Source organism: Pleomorphomonas sp. JP5 (genome assembly GCF_023721815.1).
Classification (GTDB): domain Bacteria; phylum Pseudomonadota; class Alphaproteobacteria; order Rhizobiales; family Pleomorphomonadaceae; genus Pleomorphomonas.
The window spans coordinates 63,124-80,173 of the sequence record NZ_JAMDLI010000003.1 but is presented as its reverse complement, the minus strand read 5'-3'; the positions used below and the strand labels follow the sequence as shown (position 1 = coordinate 80,173).

13 protein-coding genes are annotated in these 17,050 nt (G+C 65.9%); 7 read left to right on the top strand and 6 right to left on the bottom strand.

Annotated elements, in window-relative coordinates; all coding sequences use genetic code 11:
- Window positions 1–64 precede the first annotated feature (64 nt).
- On the top strand, window positions 65–514 hold the full coding sequence (gene mntR, locus M4J40_RS03935) for a manganese-binding transcriptional regulator MntR (RefSeq protein ID WP_251752273.1): 450 nt from the start codon (window positions 65–67) through the stop codon (window positions 512–514).
- Window positions 515–693: 179 nt separating this feature from the next.
- Window positions 694–2,082: an MATE family efflux transporter gene (locus tag M4J40_RS03930; protein WP_251752270.1), complete on the top strand. Its 1,389-nt coding sequence runs from the start codon at window positions 694–696 to the stop codon at window positions 2,080–2,082.
- A gap of 66 nt (window positions 2,083–2,148) precedes the next feature.
- Here M4J40_RS03930 and M4J40_RS03925 read toward each other — a convergent pair whose 3' ends face one another.
- From M4J40_RS03925 to M4J40_RS03910, 4 genes are all read right to left on the bottom strand, one after another.
- On the bottom strand, window positions 2,149–3,543 hold the full coding sequence (locus tag M4J40_RS03925; RefSeq protein WP_251752268.1) for an NAD(P)(+) transhydrogenase (Re/Si-specific) subunit beta: 1,395 nt from the start codon (window positions 3,541–3,543) through the stop codon (window positions 2,149–2,151).
- Window positions 3,544–3,553: 10 nt separating this feature from the next.
- Window positions 3,554–4,024: a proton-translocating transhydrogenase family protein gene (locus M4J40_RS03920; protein WP_405030714.1), complete on the bottom strand. Its 471-nt coding sequence runs from the start codon at window positions 4,022–4,024 to the stop codon at window positions 3,554–3,556.
- Window positions 4,025–4,049: 25 nt separating this feature from the next.
- Window positions 4,050–5,183 (bottom strand): Re/Si-specific NAD(P)(+) transhydrogenase subunit alpha, encoded by a 1,134-nt coding sequence (locus M4J40_RS03915; protein ID WP_251752264.1) that lies wholly within the window; start codon window positions 5,181–5,183, stop codon window positions 4,050–4,052.
- 296 nt (window positions 5,184–5,479) lie between these two features.
- Complete coding sequence (locus tag M4J40_RS03910) at window positions 5,480–7,333, bottom strand: M3 family oligoendopeptidase (RefSeq protein ID WP_251752263.1); 1,854 nt, start codon at window positions 7,331–7,333, stop codon at window positions 5,480–5,482.
- A gap of 181 nt (window positions 7,334–7,514) precedes the next feature.
- On the opposite strand from M4J40_RS03910, the gene M4J40_RS03905 reads away from it, so the two are divergent.
- The 3 genes from M4J40_RS03905 to M4J40_RS03895 all read left to right on the top strand — a co-directional run bounded on the left by M4J40_RS03905 (window position 7,515) and on the right by M4J40_RS03895 (window position 13,068).
- Window positions 7,515–9,065 carry a sigma-54 dependent transcriptional regulator gene (locus M4J40_RS03905; protein WP_251752261.1) on the top strand — a complete coding sequence of 517 codons (1,551 nt, stop codon included), beginning with the start codon at window positions 7,515–7,517 and terminating at the stop codon, window positions 9,063–9,065.
- A gap of 128 nt (window positions 9,066–9,193) precedes the next feature.
- Window positions 9,194–11,098 (top strand): murein L,D-transpeptidase, encoded by a 1,905-nt coding sequence (locus M4J40_RS03900; protein WP_251752372.1) that lies wholly within the window; start codon window positions 9,194–9,196, stop codon window positions 11,096–11,098.
- Window positions 11,099–11,403: 305 nt separating this feature from the next.
- Window positions 11,404–13,068 (top strand): DUF882 domain-containing protein, encoded by a 1,665-nt coding sequence (locus M4J40_RS03895; RefSeq protein WP_251752259.1) that lies wholly within the window; start codon window positions 11,404–11,406, stop codon window positions 13,066–13,068.
- A 76-nt stretch (window positions 13,069–13,144) separates the two neighbouring features.
- On the opposite strand, the gene M4J40_RS03890 is transcribed toward M4J40_RS03895, so the two are convergent.
- Complete coding sequence (locus M4J40_RS03890) at window positions 13,145–13,957, bottom strand: metallophosphoesterase (RefSeq protein ID WP_405030712.1); 813 nt, start codon at window positions 13,955–13,957, stop codon at window positions 13,145–13,147.
- 267 nt (window positions 13,958–14,224) lie between these two features.
- On the opposite strand from M4J40_RS03890, the gene M4J40_RS03885 reads away from it, so the two are divergent.
- Window positions 14,225–14,890 (top strand): hypothetical protein, encoded by a 666-nt coding sequence (locus tag M4J40_RS03885; protein WP_251752256.1) that lies wholly within the window; start codon window positions 14,225–14,227, stop codon window positions 14,888–14,890.
- A gap of 34 nt (window positions 14,891–14,924) precedes the next feature.
- Here M4J40_RS03885 and M4J40_RS03880 read toward each other — a convergent pair whose 3' ends face one another.
- On the bottom strand, window positions 14,925–15,665 hold the full coding sequence (locus M4J40_RS03880) for a DUF2927 domain-containing protein (RefSeq protein WP_251752254.1): 741 nt from the start codon (window positions 15,663–15,665) through the stop codon (window positions 14,925–14,927).
- Between the two features lie 337 nt (window positions 15,666–16,002).
- Here M4J40_RS03880 and ruvB point away from each other — a divergent pair, with 337 nt between their 5' ends.
- Window positions 16,003–17,049 carry a Holliday junction branch migration DNA helicase RuvB gene (gene ruvB, locus M4J40_RS03875; RefSeq protein ID WP_251752252.1) on the top strand — a complete coding sequence of 349 codons (1,047 nt, stop codon included), beginning with the start codon at window positions 16,003–16,005 and terminating at the stop codon, window positions 17,047–17,049.
- Window position 17,050: the final 1 nt, after the last annotated feature.

The following is a 17,050-nucleotide window of genomic DNA, read 5'->3' as shown; positions in this document are numbered from 1 at the left end:
ATCAAAGCGTCGCGGAGGGAAACCCGCCGCAGGATGACGAAACAGGACCCGCGAAGGACAGGACATGTCGAGGGATGATCTCGCCCAAGGCACCGAGACCGCCACGGAGACGACCGACGCAGACCGTTTCACCAACGCCCGCGCCATCCGCTCGACGGCTCTCTTCGAGGATTACACCGAGCTGATCGCCGATCTCACCGAGGAATTCGGCGAGGCCCGGATCACCGACATCGCCCGCCGGCTCGGCGTCACCCACCCCACCGCCAACAAGGCGGTGCTGAGGCTCAAGCGCGAGGGTCTGGCGATCTCCCGCCCCTATCGCGGCGTGTTCCTGACCGAAGCCGGGGCCGCCATGGCGCGCGAGGTCAAGGCGCGCCACAGGTTGGTCGTCCGGCTGCTGATTGCCGTCGGCGTTCCCCCGGATGCCGCCGAGATGGACGCCGAGGGCATCGAGCACTATGTCTCCGAAACCACACTCAAGGCCTTCGAGGCCTATCTCGAAGGTCGCGGCTGAAATAGCGTTGACAACCATTCCGCGAGGCCCTACTTGGGCGCCGGTTCCTGGCACCGGCCGCCCGCATGCCCCAGAGCATTGGTGAAGCCAGTTTTCTTGTCTCCATCGGTTTTTTCGCACTCCGACGTGCGGCAACGCGGGCCCCTCATCTGTTTGCCGGAGTGAACCGGGGGCAAGTCATGTCCGAAAAAGACCAGTTGCATAATCCCTATCTTCACGGGTCGCTGGGGCGCGTCTTCCTGCGCACCGCCGCGCCCATCGTGCTGTTCATGACCGTGAGCGGCCTCTACACCGTGATCGACGCCCTGCTGCTCGGCCGCCTTGCCGGCCCGAAGGCGCTCACCGCCGTAACGCTGATGTTCCCGGTGATGATGCTGATCGTGGCGTTGCAGACCATGGTGTCCTCGGGCATGGCGTCGATCGTCGCCCGCAAGATCGGCGGCGGCGACATCCGCGCCGCCGAAGGCGCGCTGAACGCCGCCAACGCCCTGGCCCTGATCGTCTGCGGCGTACTGATCCTGGCGCTGGTCTTCGTCGGCGGTCCGCTGACGCAGGCCCTGTCGGAAGGCGATCCCGAAATCGCGCGCATGGGTCTTCAGTTCACCACCGTCATGGTGGTGTTCTCGCCCTTCAGCTTCTTCCTGGCCATCCAGGGCGACGCGCTGCGGTCGGAAGGCAAGGTGGGCACCATGGCCGCCGTCGCCATCGCGGTGACGCTGCTCAACATCGTCTTCAACTACATCCTGATCGGTCCCTTCGGCCTTGGCGTCGTCGGCTCGGCCTCCGGAACGGTGCTGGCTCAGGTGGTGGCGATCGGGGCGGTGCTGTTCCTGCGTCTCTCCGGCCGCACGCGGCTGCCGCTTTACGCCCACGGCACCGGCTCGTTCCTCGCCAACTGGAAGAACATGCTGGCGCTCGGCGCACCGCCGTCGCTCGGTCTTCTCGGCATCAGCCTGTCGAGCGGGCTGATCATCGCCGACATCCAGCTTTGGCCGACCGCCGAGCCGGGGGCGACCGTCGCCGCCTACGGCGTCATAACCCGCGTCCTGACCTTCGCCTTCCTGCCGATGCTCGGCATCACGACAGCCTGTCAGTCGATCGCCGGCAACAACTACGGCGCCGGCATGCACGATCGGGTAAGGACGACGCTGAAGATCGCCTTCTCCGTCGCCGTCGTCTATGGCGCCGTCTTCGAGAGCATGTTCGTGTTTCTCGCCAGGCCGCTCGGCGCGCTGTTCGTCGACGACCCGCAGGTCATCGCCGAGGTGGCGCGCATCATGCCGATCACCACTGCCACCTATGCCGTATCGATACCGCTGATGGTGCTCGGCGGCTATTATCAGGCGCTCGGCATGGCGGGCAGCGCGGCAATCCTCAACCTCGTCCGCACCTATCTCATCGGCCTGCCGTTGCTGGCGCTGCTGCCGATGGTGGCGGGGGAGCTCGGCATATGGATTGCCGCTCCGATCGGCGACATCACGATGCTGGGCGTTGTCGTCGCCCTGCTCGTCTGGAACGCCCGCCGTCATCACCTCGCCTGGGGCATCTTCCACCCCAGGCCGGCCTGATACCCCGAAACGAAAGGGCCGCCGCGTTTCCCGCGACGGCCCCTCTTTTTCAGTCGTTCAGGCGCCTCATTCGAGGTTCTTGACGATGGTCTCCACCATCTTCTTGGCGTCGGCGAACAGCATCATGGTGTTGTCGCGGAAGAACAGCTCGTTCTCGACACCGGCATAACCCGAACCCATGCCGCGCTTGACGAACAGCACCGTGCCCGCCTTCTCGACGTCGAGGATCGGCATGCCGAAGATCGGCGAGGTCTTGTCGGTCTTGGCCGCCGGGTTGGTCACGTCGTTGGCGCCGATGACGAAGGCGACGTCGGCCTGCGCGAACTCGGAGTTGATGTCCTCGAGCTCGAACACCTCGTCATAGGGCACCGACGCTTCCGCCAGCAGCACGTTCATGTGGCCTGGCATGCGGCCTGCCACCGGGTGGATGGCGTATTTCACCTCGACGCCCTCGGCCTTCAGCTTGTCGGCCATCTCGCGCAGCGCGTGCTGGGCCTGGGCCACCGCCATGCCGTAGCCCGGCACGATGATCACCTTGGAGGCGTTCTTCATGATGAAGGCCGCGTCCTCGGCCGAGCCCTGCTTGACCGGCCGCTGCTCCACATCGCCACCGGCCACCGCCGTCTCGCCACCGAAGCCGCCGAGAATGACGGAGATGAACGAGCGGTTCATGCCCTTGCACATGATGTAGCTGAGGATGGCGCCCGACGAGCCGACCAGCGCGCCGGTGATGATCAGCGCCGTGTTGCCCAGCGTGAAGCCGATGCCGGCCGCCGCCCAACCCGAGTAGCTGTTCAGCATGGAGACGACGACGGGCATGTCGGCGCCGCCGATCGGGATGATCATCAGTCCGCCGAAGACCAGCGACACCAGAACGATCAGCCAGAACACGAAGTGGCTTTCCGTGTTGACCAGCAGCACGACCAGCACCACCAGCAGCACCGCCAGCGCCGCGTTGACGATGTGGCGGAAGGGCAGGATGATCGGCTTGCCGCTCATCCTGCCGTCGAGCTTTAGGAACGCGATCACCGAACCGGTGAAGGTGATGGCGCCAATGGCGACGCCAAGGCTCATCTCGATGAGCGCCTGCCCGTGGATCGAGCCGGGCAGACCGATGCCGAAGGCCTCCGGCGCGTAGATCGCGGCGGCGGCCACCAGCACGGCGGCGAGGCCGACCAGCGAGTGGAAGGCGGCGACCAGCTGCGGCATGGCCGTCATGGCGATCTTGCGGGCGATGTAGGCGCCGACGCCGCCACCGATGGCAAGACCGAGGACGATCAACGCATAGGCGCCGAAGGAGGGCTTGATCGAGGCGAGCGTCGTGCCGATGGCGATCGCCATGCCGAGCATGCCCAGAAGGTTGCCGCGCCGGGCCGTCACCGGGCTGGAGAGTCCCCGGAGCGCCAGGATGAACAAGGCGCCGGAGACCAGATAGAGGACGGCGGAAAGATTGGCTGACATGTCCGTCCCCTCAGTGCTTTTTCTTGTACATGGCGAGCATGCGGCTGGTGACCAGGAAGCCACCGAAGATGTTCACCGATGCCAGGATGACGGCGACGAAGCCGAAGCCGCGCGACACGCCGGTGCCGGGCGCCAGGAACTCGACGCCGACGGCGAGCAGCGCGCCGACGATGATCACCGAGGAGATGGCGTTGGTCACCGCCATCAGCGGCGTATGGAGGGCCGGCGTCACCGACCACACCACGTAGTAGCCGACGAAGATCGCCAGCACGAAGATGGAAAGGCGAAACACGAAGGGATCGATCACCCCGCCAGAAAGGGCATGGGCGGCGGCGCCCGCCGCGTCGGCGGCGACACCCGCCTGACCGGAAGCGACGGCATCGGCGGCGGCGTTGGCCGCGGCTTCGGCGGCGCGGGCCGCTTCGGCAGCGACGCGTGCGGCCTGCCGCGCCTGTTCGAGGGCCTGATCGGCCGTGAGCATAGAGGACATCGGACGGGTCTCCGCGTCAGTTCAGGAAAGCGGGATGGATGACGGCGCCGTCGCGCGTCAGCGCGGTTGCCTTGACGAGTTCGTCGTCCCAGTTGACGGCGAGAACCTTCTCCTTCTTGTCGATCATGGTCTCGACGAAGGCGAAGAGGTTCTTGGCGTAGAGCTGGGAGGCAGTGGCGGCGATGCGGCCGGGCACGTTCTTGTGGCCGACGATGCGGATGCCTTCGGGCGTCATCACGATCTCGCCGAGCTTGGCGCCCTCGACATTGCCGCCACGCTCGACGGCGAGGTCGACCAGCACCGAGCCGGGCTTCATCGACTTCACCATCTCGGCCGAGACGAGGCGCGGCGCCGGACGGCCGGGGATCAGCGCCGTGGTGACGACGATGTCCTGCTTCTTGATGTGCTCGGCGACCAGCGCGGCCTGCTTGGCCTGGTACTCGGCCGACATCGGCTTGGCGTAGCCCGCCGCCGTCTCGGCCTGCTTGAACTCCTCGTCCTCGACCGCGACGAACTTGGCGCCAAGGCTTTCCACCTGCTCCTTGGCGGCCGGCCGCACGTCGGTCGCCGTCACCACCGCGCCGAGGCGGCGGGCAGTGGCGATCGCCTGCAGTCCGGCAACGCCGGCGCCCATGACGAAGACACGCGCCGCCGGCACGGTGCCGGCCGCCGTCATCATCATGGGAATGGCGCGGCCATACTCGTAGGAGGCGTCGATCACCGCCTGATAGCCGGCGAGGTTGGCCTGGCTTGACAACACGTCCATCACCTGCGCGCGGGTGATGCGCGGCATGAACTCCATGGCGAAGGCGGTGACGCCCGTATCGGCCATGGCCTTGATGGCGGCGTCATCGCCATAGGGGTCCATCATGGCGATGGCGAGCGCGCCCTTCTTGAGCTGCGACAGCACCTCCGGCGACGGACGCCGCACCGTCAGCACGATGTCGGCCTCGCGCACCGCTTCGGCGGCGGTCTCGGCCATCACGGCGCCGACCATCGTGTAGTCGAAATCTAGAATGAGCGACCTCACGCCCGCGCCAGCTTCCACGAGCACCGTGGCGCCAAGGCCAATAAAACGCTTGGCCGTCTCCGGTGTGATGGCGACGCGCCCCTCCTCGGAATCGGGTTCTTTCAACACCGCAATCTTCATAGAGCTTCTCCAGGATCTCGTTCGGGCGCCGGCACCGGGAGAGCCGCCCGCAGGCACCCCCCTTTTCTCGCCTTCCCTCCCCGGAAGACGAGCCGAGGCCGACCGGACCTCCGGAAAAACTCCTAGAGCCTTTTGCTTGCGTAATGCAACGTAACGTTCGACGTTCACAAAACGGGACTCGATGGCTCTCGGTTGGACCTTTGGAATAAGTCTTTGGCGAAAAAAGAGAAACCCGCCGGAGACCCGACGGGTTTCTGCGTTTCCGCGCAAATACTTATGAACGATGGGCGATGCCGTCAGCCCTGTCGAGCGATGTCGGCGTCGAGCACTTCAAGCTCACCGATCATCCGTTCGATCACCGAAAGCCCCATCTGCCAGAAGGCCGGATCGGTGGCATCAAGGCCGAAGGGCTTGAGAAGCTCGGTGTGGTGCTTGGTGCCGCCCGCCTCCAGCATGGCGAAATACTTGTCCTGGAAGCCGGCCTCCGCCGTCTCGAACACGGCGTAAAGCGAGTTCACCAGGCAATCGCCGAAGGCATAGGCGTAGACGTAGAACGGCGAGTGGATGAAATGCGGGATATAGGCCCAGAAGGTCTCGTAGCCCGGGCCGACGGTGATGGCCGGCCCAAGGCTCTCGCCCTGCACCGAGAGCCAGGCCTCGTTGATCCGGTCGGCAGTGAGTTCGCCCTCGCGGCGAGCGGCATGCACCTTTCTCTCGAAGGAGTAGAAGGCGATCTGCCGCACCACCGTGTTGAGCATGTCCTCGATCTTCGAGGCCAGGAGCGTCCGCTTCTCGGCCGGCGTCGCGGCGCTGCGCAGGAGCGACTGGAAGGTCAGCATCTCGCCGAATACCGAGGCCGTCTCGGCCAGCGTCAGCGGCGTCGGCGCCATCAGCGCGCCCTGCCGCCCGGCCAGCACCTGGTGCACGCCATGGCCAAGTTCATGGGCGAGGGTCATCACATCGCGCGTGCGGCCGAGATAGTTGAGCAGCACGTAAGGATGTGCCGACGGCACGGTCGGATGGGCGAAGGCGCCGGGCGACTTGCCCGGCCGCACCGGTGCATCGATCCAGTTCTCGTCGAAGAAGCGACGGGCGATATCGGCCATGACAGGCGAAAAGCGGCCGTAGGCGTCCAGCACCGTCGCCTTGGCTTCACCCCAGGACACCTGCCGCGTGACCGCGCCGGGCAGCGGCGCATTGCGATCCCAGTAGGGCATGGTCTCGCCGCCCATCCAGCGCGCCTTGAGCTGGTAATAGCGATGGCTGAGGCGTGGGTAGGCCGCCCGCACCGCCTCGACCAGCGCGTCGACCACTTCGCGCTCGACGCGGTTGGCGAGATGGCGCGAGTCGGCGATGTCCTTGAAGCCGCGCCAGCGGTCGGAGATTTCCTTGTCCTTGGCCAGCGTGTTGGTGATGCGAGCGAAGATGCCGATGTTCTCGCCGAACACCTTGCCGAGCGCCTCGGCCGCAGCCTTGCGCTTGGCCGGATCGGCCTCCTGCAGGAGATGCAGCGTCGGCTCGATGGCGAGCTCCTTGCCGTCGACGGAGAAACGCAGACCGGAGATGGTCTCGTCAAAGAGACGGTTCCAGGCCGAATAGGCCGTGATCGACTTCTCGTGGAACAGCTCCTCCACCCGATCCTCGAGCTGATAGGGCTTGTCGAGGCGGATGTCGGTGAGCCAGGGCCGATAGTAGGCGAGCGCCGCGTCGGCAAAGCCGGCCTCGATCAGCTCGTCGTCGATCCGGTTGATTTCCAGCTCGAAGAACAAGAGGCCCGAGGAGATGGCGGTGATCTTCTCCTGCACGTCGCCGTAAAACTTCATGCGCTGGGGATCGGTGGTGTCGCCCGAATAAAGAAGACCGGCATAGGACATCACTCTGCCCAGAAGATCCTGCAGTCTCTCATAGTCGGCGATCAGCGCGGCAAAGGCGGCGGCGCCGTCCGGCGCCTTGAGGATCGCTTCCAGGCGTCCCTTTGCCCTGCCAGCAAGGTCCTTGGCGGCATCGGCCGCCGTCTCGATGTCGCGCTCGATGGCCGGGTCGTCCGGCGAGGCATAAAGCGCCGACAGATCCCACTCGGGCAGCGCCTCGGCAACGGCGCCGGCGTCGGCGGGACTAAAGACGGGACGGGGCAGACGGAAACGGCTCATCGAACGACAACTCCAAAAGCGGCGCAGGTCACCATGCGCAAGACTACGTGCTCGGGCCGCCGAGGATCAACGGAAATGTCGGCGAAAATGGGGGACCAATCGCCACGGCCTAACCTTCTCTTAACCCTTGGACCGGCACAGTGCCCCGAATTGGCACAGACGCGGAAGGACGGACTAACCCATGGCCGCTCGCATCCTGATCGTCGACGACGATCCGATCCAGCGCCGCCTCCTCGAAGAGGCCGTCAAGCGCTTCGGCCACGAGGCGGTCACCGCCGACGGCGGCGAGGTCGGCCTGTCCATGCTGGCCGCCGCGCGGGGCGATTTCCAACTGATGATTCTCGACCTCGTCATGCCCGACCTCGACGGCATGGCGGTGCTCGAGCGCCTCGCCAAATCCGGCGAGAGTCTGCCGGTGATCGTCCAGACCTCGCGCGGTTCCATCGACACGGTCGTCGGCGCAATGCGGGCCGGCGCCTTCGACTTCATCGTCAAGCCGGTCAATCACGAGCGGCTCGCCGTCTCGATCCAGAATGCGCTGAAGGTCACGGCGCTCGAGGGCGAGATCCGCCGCGCCCGCCGACCGACGCCGTCCGGCCTCGGCTTCCGCGACATCATCACCAAAAGTCCGGAAATGGCCCGCGTCCTCCGCCTGGGCGAGCGCGCCGCCACCTCCGGCATTCCCATCCTGATCGAGGGTGAAAGCGGCGTCGGCAAGGAACTGGTCGCCCGCGCCATCCAGAACGCCTCCGACCGGCGGACCAAGCCCTTCGTCACCGTCAACTGTGGCGCCATCCCCGAAAACCTCGTGCAGAGCACGCTGTTCGGCCACGAGAAGGGCGCCTTCACCGGCGCGGTCGACCGCCACACCGGCAAGTTCCAGGAGGCCCACACCGGCACGCTGTTCCTCGACGAGGTCGGCGAGCTGCCGCTCGACATCCAGGTCCAGCTTCTGCGCGCCATCCAGCAGGGCGAGATCGAGCCCGTCGGCGCCCGCCGGTCGCAGAAGGTGGACTTCCGCCTGATCTCGGCCACCAACCGGCGCCTGCTCGACATGGTCAAGGAAGGCCGCTTCCGCGAGGACCTTTACTACCGCCTCAACGTCTACCCGATCTTCGTGCCGCCGCTGCGCGACCGCCGCGAGGACATTCCCCTGCTCGTCGAGCATTTCGTCTCGCGCTTCGCCGCCGAGGAAGGGAAGCGCCGCATCACCGGCATCCGCCCCGACGCCGTCGCCATGCTGGGCGCCTTCAACTGGCCGGGCAACATCCGCCAGCTCGAAAACGCCGTCTTCCGCGCCGTGATCCTGTGCGATGGTGGCGAACTGACCGCCGACGACTTCCCGCAGATTGCCGCGCAAACCGGCCACGTCTCTGCCATCCGTCGCGTCGAGGGGACCGATGCGCCGCCGGCGGGCGAGCCTCCGATCATCGAGACCGCCCCGCCGACGATGGCGGCCGAAGACGGCCTCATCGGCGTCGCGGTCGCCTCCGGCCCCGGCAACGACCCGGCCCCCTTCGGGTTCCTGCGCTCTCTGGCCGACGACGGCCATGTCCGTCCGCTCGTCGCCATCGAAGAGGAAATGATCCGCCTCGCCATCGACCATTACGGCGGCCGCATGGCGGAGGTGGCGCGCCGGCTCGGCATCGGGCGCTCGACGCTCTATCGGAAGCTCAAGGAATACGGCATCGCCGACGGCGACCAAGACGACGCGGGTGTGGCCGCGGAGTAACAAGAAGCACGTAATCGACCTTTGGCGGTGTGTTGGCCTTGTCGAAGGGCCGCCGAACCGCCAAACAGACCCTCTATGACAATTCTTGTTCGGCTCAGAGCCCCGCAGGAATGGACGTGGTGAACGTTATGATCTCCTCGCTGTCCCGGTTTCTTCTCTCCACCGCCGTGATCGGCCTCGTCGCCGTGCCGGCATTCGCCGAAACCGGCTTCGACCCCTTGGGCGCCAAGGCGACCGACACGGCAACGCCCGGAGCCGTCGAGAGCAAGGCGCTGCCGCCGGCCGCCGAAGCCACGACGCCTGACGCGGAAACCTCCGCGCCGGTTGCCACCTCGCCCGAGGTCGAGCCCGCCCAACCGGTTGCCGCCGCGCCAGCCGTCGAACCCACCACGCCCGCGACGGAAACCGCCGCGCCAGTGGCCGAGCCCGCCGCGCCCGCGACGGAAACGGCCGCGCCTGCCGTAGCGCCGACAGTCGAGCCCGCATCGACGCCCGTCGTCGCGACCACGCTCCCCGGCATGCCGATCGATCAGGCGATCGATGCCGAGATCGCCAAGGTCGTCGCCTCGGCAACGGGCGACGCGCGCCGTCGTGCCGACGCCGTCGCCAAGGTCTATGCAGCCCGTGGCAACCAGCCGCTCTGGGTCGACGGCGATCACTATTCGGACAAGGCCAAGGCAACGATCGCCCGTCTTGCCGACGCGGTGGAAGACGGCCTCAACCCGATCGACTACGCTCTACCCGATGCCGACCTCTCGGCTTCGACCACCGAGCTCGTCGCCAACGCCGACCTTCGCGTGTCCATGGCCGTGGCGACCTTCGCCGAGCAGGCCTCCGGTGGACGCGTCGCGCCACGGTCCATCTCCAAGGACATCACCCGTACGCCCGAGCGGATTCCCGCCGGCAAGGCTCTCGCCGCCGTCGCCGATGCCGCCGACCCCGTGGCGGCGCTCGAGGGCTTCAATCCGCCGACCGAAGGCTTCAAGCGCCTCAAGGCCATGCTGGCCGAAGTGCGCGCCGCCAAGGACAAGGCGGAGCCGGCGCCCGAGCCCATAGCGCTCGCCCGGTCACTGAAGCCCGGCATGAGCGATGAGGGCGTGCCCGGCCTGCGCAAGCGGCTCGGCCTCGCCGAGCCCGTCGAAGGCGCCGAGCCGACGCTGTACGACGAAGCGCTGGTCGCCGCCGTCGAGACCTTCCAGAAGGAAAACGGCCTCGCCGCCGACGGCGTGGTCGGCTCCCGCACGCTCGCCGTTCTCAACGGCGCCCATCGCGACGTCGAAGGCGAGATCATCGCCAACATGGAAATGTGGCGCTGGATGCCGCGCGACCTCAGCCAGGACTACGTCTTCGTCAACATTCCCGAGTTCAAGGTGCGCGTCGTCCGTCATGGGCAGCTGGTGCACGAAGCGCGCGTCGTCGTCGGCAAGACCGCCAACCAGACGCCGATCTTCTCGGGCGAAATGCAGTATCTGGTGGTCAACCCCTACTGGCACATTCCGGAATCGATCAAGGTCAAGGAAATGCTGCCGGCGATCCAGGCCGACCCGGCCGGCTACTTCGCCCGCCACGGCTACGAGGTGACCTGGGACGGACAACTGATCGACCCCACCCGCATCATCTGGGACGAGAACGCCGTCAAGGCCGTCGGCATCCGGCAGGTGCCCGGCGAGGCCAATGCGCTCGGCAACATCAAGTTCATGTTCCCGAACAAGCATGCCGTCTATCTGCACGACACGCCGCTCAGAAGCCTGTTCAACCGTGACGTCCGCGCCTTCAGCCATGGCTGCGTGCGCGTCGACGATCCCATGACCTTCGCCGACGCCGTGCTGCAGGGCGACCCGCAGTGGACGGTGCCGAAGCTGCAGGCCATGTTCGGTGGCGACGAGCGTCGGATCGACATCGCAACCCATCTCAAGGTGCATCTGGCCTACTTCACCGCCTTCGTCGACGACAGCGGCAAGCTTCAGATCCGCGACGATATCTATGGCCACGTCCAGGCCATCAAGAAGGCGTTGGGCATGTCGCAGGCCTGACCGTCCGGCCCGGTCAACCAAACCAAGAAACCTGCTTTGTCATTGGCAAAGCGGGTCTTTTGGCATTTCAGCATGCCATAAACTACCCACTTGGCCTTTTGATCCGTGCCGGTTATTGTACGGCCCGTGAAATCCAGGGGATATTTCCGACCATCGGAGCCTAAGCCTGCCGTGATCGGCTTACGGTAAACGGTTGCTTAATTCTCTCCGCCAATAATCCCTGTCGGCTGGAGACGTGAGCAAGCGGACAGAGACGCGTGAAGACCCGGACAGTGAACACATCATCAGGGAGAGGATCAGCTTCGATGAAAGCAGCCAAGGCTTTCGGCGCATTCGCAGGCTTCTCCTCCTCCCGTATCGCCCTTATCGCCGGCCGCGCGACGCTCGGCGCATTCGTCGGCTCCGCTGCAGCGCTGTCGATCTTCGCCTCCGTGGCCAAGGCGGCCGATAGCCGCACCCTCGATCTTTACAACATGCACACCAAGGAGCGGCTAACGATCGTCTTCAAGAAGGACGGCCGCTACGTCCCCTCGGCACTCAACGAACTCAATCGCTTCCTGCGCGACTGGCGGCGCAACGAAGCCACGCGGATGGACCCGCGCCTGTTCGACACGGTGTGGGAGGTCTACCAGAAGTCCGGATCGCGCCAGCCGATCCAGGTTGTGTCGGGTTACCGCTCTCTTGCCACCAACAACATGCTGCGGTCCCGCTCCTCGGCCGTCGCCAAGCACAGCCAGCATTCGCTCGGCAAGGCGATGGACATGAACATCCCAGACGTGTCCGTCGACAAGCTTCGCATGATCGCCGTGCAGATGCAGAACGGCGGCGTCGGCTGGTATCCGTCTGCCAACAGCCCCTTCGTGCATATCGACGTCGGCTCGGTGCGCGCCTGGCCGCGCCTTAGCCGCACGCAACTCGTCGGTCTGTTCCCCGACGGCAAGACTGCCCACATCCCCTCCGATGGCAAGCCCTTGCCCGGCTATCAGCAGGCACTCGCCGAGCTGCAGCGCGAGAAAGGCACGACGCCCAAAGTCGCCATGGCTTCGGCCGAGCCTTCCAAGTCCGGCAAGGGCGGCGGCCTGCTCGCCATGCTGTTCTCCAATGACGAGGAAGACACCGCAGAGGAAATCGGCGCGGCTGGCAATGACGATGCTCCGGCCGTAGCCGCCAAGCCGGCCCCTGCCGCGCCGAAGGCCGCGGCGCCCGCGGCGCCGGTGCTGACCGCCGCCTTCACGCCGCCGCCCGCGCCCGAACGCCGCATCACCAGCCTTGCCGAAGCGACGCTGCCGGCCGGCCTCGAGCCCGGCGCCGCGCCAAAGCTCAGCGAAGCCGACCGGTTGGCCATGGACAATGTGCCGCTGCCGCAAGCCAAGCCTTCGGAGATCGCCGCCGCCACCGAACTGGCGATGCTCGACGCACCGATGATGCTGCCGCCGCTTAAGCCCCCGGCCCCGGTGGAAGCGCCGCTGCCGCCCACGGCTGCCAGCCGCGACGACGCCATCGCCGCCCAGTTGGCGCTGGCCGAGGTGGCTGACGATCGGGAGCCGTCCGCCTCCGCCCTGTCCTTTGCGGGGCCGAGCGCCGCGCCCAGCCGTCAGCCATTGCAGACGGCGGCTCTTCCGCCAACGCCGCGCAAGCCCGCCACGGCGCCCGCGCCCGAACTTGCCCAACCGACGATCGACAGCGGCAAGAGCGACATGTTCGCCAATATCGAACTGCCGGAAATCACCTCCGAGGATGGTCCGTCGCTGCTCGATGGAAGCCAGTCCGTCTACTGGGGCCATTTCCGCACGCTGACCCATCCCGATCAGTTGCACATCGCCACGCTGTTCGAGGCGCCTGCTCAGGTTGTGAACGCCGCCTTCTCCACCAATCCCTACGGCGCGCTGGTCTCGACCCGCTTTGCCGGTCAGGTGGAAGCGCCGACCGAGGTGATCGACTTTACGCCGCGCCAGTTGGCCATGCGCTGACACCTGTGCCACCGCAACGCAAAACGCCGGCCCTCGTGGCCGGCGTTGTCATTTGAGGCGTCGCCTGAAGGCGGGTTCAGTGAATGATCGAAGCCTCGCCGTCGAGCACGCGCAGCACGGTGAGGCGGCCGGTGGCATAGGCGCCCGTATCGATGCCGATGCGTCCCGGCGCGAAGACCGGTTCGTTGGCCGGCGTATGTCCGTGAACCACGGTGAGCCCCAACCCGTTCGGCTGGCTGACGAACGGCTCCCGAATCCACATGAAGTCGTCGTCGTCCTGCTCGTCGAGCGGGACGCCGGGCCGAACGCCGGCATGGACGAACAGGACGCTGCCAAAGCGCACCGATACCGGCAACTGCTTCAGAAAGGCGACGTGGGCCTCCGGCACCCTTGACTGGAGGATGTCGCGCAGACTGGCCGCGCCGCCGCGATGCCGAGCCAGCCGGTTGAAGTCGATGCCATAGGACTCAAGCGTCTCCTCGCCGCCGAACTCCAGCCACCCCATGTTCCCCTGGGGATCTTCAATAAAGGACAGGAAGGTTTCGTCGTGATTGCCGCAGAGAGAGAGGCGCTCAAAATCGTCCGGCTGTGTGCCGACCAGATGATCCAGCACGTCGGCCGATCGTGGTCCGCGATCGACCAGATCGCCGAGATAGAGAACGATGCGGCGCTTGGCGGAAATGCCAGCAGCGTCTTTCTCGATCCGCTGCTCGGCCGCCATCAATGCATCAAAGCACCCGTGTACGTCACCGATCGCGTAGACGACAGTGTCCTTCGGATCGATCTCGACGCGTTCGCGACCACCTGCTTTCGGAACCGGCGCAGTTTTGCCGCCAAAACCGAAAAACGATCGAACCCCAGTAAGCAACGGAGAAAGCTCCAATCCCATAAACAACTGTCCGATTCGCCGAAACCGACGCACAGCTGGCGACGAAGACCGACAACACCTCTTGTCTTTAAGTATTTATCCGGTCTACCCTACAAAAGGTCCAGCGGTTTTTTGCCAGCGGCCGGCGAATTTCCCCGAGACGGTTAAGGCTGTCCGGGGTAGAGAAACGGGAGAGTGGCAACCGCGCCGTTCGGAGTCCGCGCCGCCGCCGGTCGAGAGACCTGGGGTTTCCCCCGTGGCCGGCATCCGTCATTGGGGAAGTTGGTGATGATATCGCTGAAGTTGTCGGCGCCTTTGATCGGCCTGTTCTCGGGCGGATTGCTTTGCCTCGGCCTCTACGGAATGAGCATCGAAGCCTCGCCTTTCCTCAGCACGGCGGGCAACTCCTCCGACCGGCTGCAATCGGTGGCGACCGATCCGGATGTCCCGTTCCTGTCGAGCAAGCGCGCCCTCATCGTCTTCGAATACGACTGCCGCAGCCTGGCTTTCGGCCTGACCACCCCCCCGATCGTCGCCGCGGATCGTCCACGCCTCAACGAGGCCTGCTACGAGCGCGCCCTCTCCCTGGTGAAGACCGCGCCCGGCAATGCCCGTCTATGGCTGACCCTCGCTCAGTTCGCCGCCTTTCTCGACAAGCGCGATGTCGCGTTTCAGGCCATCGAGCGTAGCCGTTCCTACGGCCCTTGGCAGTATTCCCTGGCCATCGAACGGACGAGGCTGATCGCGACCATGCCGGACGCGCCGCCGGCAATCAAAGCCATCGCCGACAGTGACGCCCAGACATTGGCCGCCAGTTATCGAGGACGTGAGGCCCTCGCCCAGATCTACGTGACGGAACCGGAGCGCCGCAATGCGATCGCGATGGTCATCGAGATGCGACCGCCCAACGAGCAGCGGCACTTCGTGAGCCGAATCCAGCGCACCGTGCGCTGAAAAGCCAGAGCGACGCTCTCGGAGGCAAAAGGCTTTAGCGGACCGAGCGCCTGACGTCGGCGAGCACGCGCGGCAGCACCGCGCCGACTTCCGAACGGGTCATGCCGGGGCGGATACGACGGTCATAGAGCATCGACACCACGGCCCGGTCGAAGGGCATGAAACGATCGTGACGCGAACGGTCGTTGAACACGGAGGCATAGAGCGCCGCATTGTCGTTCATCGGGCCGAGACCCTGCAGGATCTCCTCCACCATGCACCGACGGAACAGGCTGTTGCCCTCATCGGACACGATCACGGCCGTGGAGCGGACGATGCCGAGAGAGCCGGGATAGACCCGCACCAGACACTGCCCGGGAACCGAGGCGCGCGACGAGCCGAGCACGTCGGTACGCACGGTGTCGACATAATCGGCACGATCGACGACATAGACGGTGAAGTTGGGGTTCTCGCCAGGCCGCGCCATGCGGATATCGAGGCCACGCACGAGACGGGGAAGGCGCGACACGAAGCCGGCGATCTCACGCTGACGATCCTTGTCGGCCAGGTTGACGACACGGACGCGCACGGCGCCGTTGAACTTCTTGACGGCGCTGCCTGCCGCCGCGCCACCGTACTCGACGCCGAACACCGTCTTCTGGAAGCCGTCCATGAGCTCGTCGTCGGAGAACCCGACGATGCTCTCAGCACGCACCGGAGTGGAAAAAAGGCCGCCGACCGTCGCCAGCGCGACCACAAACAGCAAGCACCCGAAAACCGTCCTGAAAGCCGCCATGACCACCTCGCCGTCGGTGATGGAACGCCTCGAACCCAGGGGAAAGATTAACCGGTCTTTACCGGGGGTCAATGCGGTCTATCACGTCGACGTGATGTAATTGTGATCATTGACACCCAACAATTAGGCGCATTGACGAGCGATGCGTCACGACCCGTCGACGCCAGCCGTCGCAGCTTGGCAAGGGCCTGCCTTTCGTGCAAAACGAAAGGCGAACAGATGGCGCAGTCCGCCGATTCGGCTGGGGAATCCGACGCGGTCATTCGCCTTGAGCCCTGTGTCGGACCAGCGCCGTCGAAGCCGAGCAACCAGGACCGCCGGAGACGATCGGACCACCATGAGCGAAGAGAGCCGTCTCGTCTCGGGCGACAAGCGCCCTGAGGATATCGAGCAGTCGATCCGGCCGAGCGCACTCTCGGATTTCGTCGGCCAGGCGTCGGCGCGCGCCAATCTCCAGGTCTTCATCGACGCCGCCAAGACGCGCAGGGAAGCGCTCGATCACGTGTTGTTCGTCGGCCCGCCCGGCCTCGGAAAGACAACGCTGGCCCAGATCGTTTCCCGCGAGCTCGGCGTCAACTTCCGCGCCACCTCCGGTCCGGTGATCGCCAAGGCCGGCGACCTCGCCGCCCTCCTCACCAATCTCGAGGAACGCGACGTCCTGTTCATCGACGAAATCCACCGCATGAGCCCGGCGGTGGAGGAGATCCTCTATCCTGCGATGGAGGACTATCAGCTCGACCTGATCATCGGCGAAGGCCCCGCCGCCCGGTCCGTTCGCATCGACCTTGCCAAGTTCACGCTGGTCGGCGCCACCACCCGCCTCGGCCTGCTGACGACGCCGCTCCGCGACCGCTTCGGCATCCCCATCCGCCTCGAGTTCTACACCACCGAGGAACTCGAGCTGATCGTCCGGCGAGGCGCCCGCATTTTCGGCATCGGCATCGCCGACGACGGCGCCAACGAGATCGCCAAGCGGTCGCGCGGCACCCCCCGCATCGCCGGCCGCCTGCTCCGCCGCGTCCGCGACTTCGCCATCGTCGCCGGCGCCGAGACGATCACCGCCGAAATCGCCGACCGGGCGCTGACGCGCCTCGATGTCGACCCCATCGGCCTCGACGCGCTCGACCTGCGCTACCTCAACACCATCGCCCTGAGCTTCAACGGCGGCCCCGTCGGCATAGAGACCATCGCGGCGGCCATCGCCGAGCCGCGCGACGCCATCGAGGACATCGTCGAGCCCTATCTCATCCAGAAGGGCTTCGTGCAGCGCACCCCGCGCGGGCGCCTGCTGACGCCACACGCTTTCCGCCATCTCGGCTTTGCCGTGCCCAAGACCGCCGAGGAGGCTCAGTTCACGTTGTTTTCCGGCGGAGAGGAAGAGTGAG

What these genes read in the sequence shown, in the direction of transcription:
- M4J40_RS03910 (WP_251752263.1), bottom strand. Translation starts at nt 7,333, where the DNA reads ATGAGCCGTTTCCGTCTGCCCCGTCCCGTCTTTAGTCCCGCCGACGCC.
- M4J40_RS03905 (WP_251752261.1), top strand. Translation starts at nt 7,515, where the DNA reads ATGGCCGCTCGCATCCTGATCGTCGACGACGATCCGATCCAGCGCCGC.
- M4J40_RS03885 (WP_251752256.1), top strand. Translation starts at nt 14,225, where the DNA reads ATGATATCGCTGAAGTTGTCGGCGCCTTTGATCGGCCTGTTCTCGGGC.
- M4J40_RS03925 (WP_251752268.1), bottom strand. Translation starts at nt 3,543, where the DNA reads ATGTCAGCCAATCTTTCCGCCGTCCTCTATCTGGTCTCCGGCGCCTTG.
- ruvB (WP_251752252.1), top strand. Translation starts at nt 16,003, where the DNA reads ATGAGCGAAGAGAGCCGTCTCGTCTCGGGCGACAAGCGCCCTGAGGAT.
- M4J40_RS03920 (WP_405030714.1), bottom strand. Translation starts at nt 4,024, where the DNA reads ATGCTCACGGCCGATCAGGCCCTCGAACAGGCGCGGCAGGCCGCACGC.
- M4J40_RS03880 (WP_251752254.1), bottom strand. Translation starts at nt 15,665, where the DNA reads ATGGCGGCTTTCAGGACGGTTTTCGGGTGCTTGCTGTTTGTGGTCGCG.
- M4J40_RS03900 (WP_251752372.1), top strand. Translation starts at nt 9,194, where the DNA reads ATGATCTCCTCGCTGTCCCGGTTTCTTCTCTCCACCGCCGTGATCGGC.
- M4J40_RS03930 (WP_251752270.1), top strand. Translation starts at nt 694, where the DNA reads ATGTCCGAAAAAGACCAGTTGCATAATCCCTATCTTCACGGGTCGCTG.
- M4J40_RS03915 (WP_251752264.1), bottom strand. Translation starts at nt 5,183, where the DNA reads ATGAAGATTGCGGTGTTGAAAGAACCCGATTCCGAGGAGGGGCGCGTC.
- M4J40_RS03895 (WP_251752259.1), top strand. Translation starts at nt 11,404, where the DNA reads ATGAAAGCAGCCAAGGCTTTCGGCGCATTCGCAGGCTTCTCCTCCTCC.
- M4J40_RS03890 (WP_405030712.1), bottom strand. Translation starts at nt 13,957, where the DNA reads ATGGGATTGGAGCTTTCTCCGTTGCTTACTGGGGTTCGATCGTTTTTC.
- mntR (WP_251752273.1), top strand. Translation starts at nt 65, where the DNA reads ATGTCGAGGGATGATCTCGCCCAAGGCACCGAGACCGCCACGGAGACG.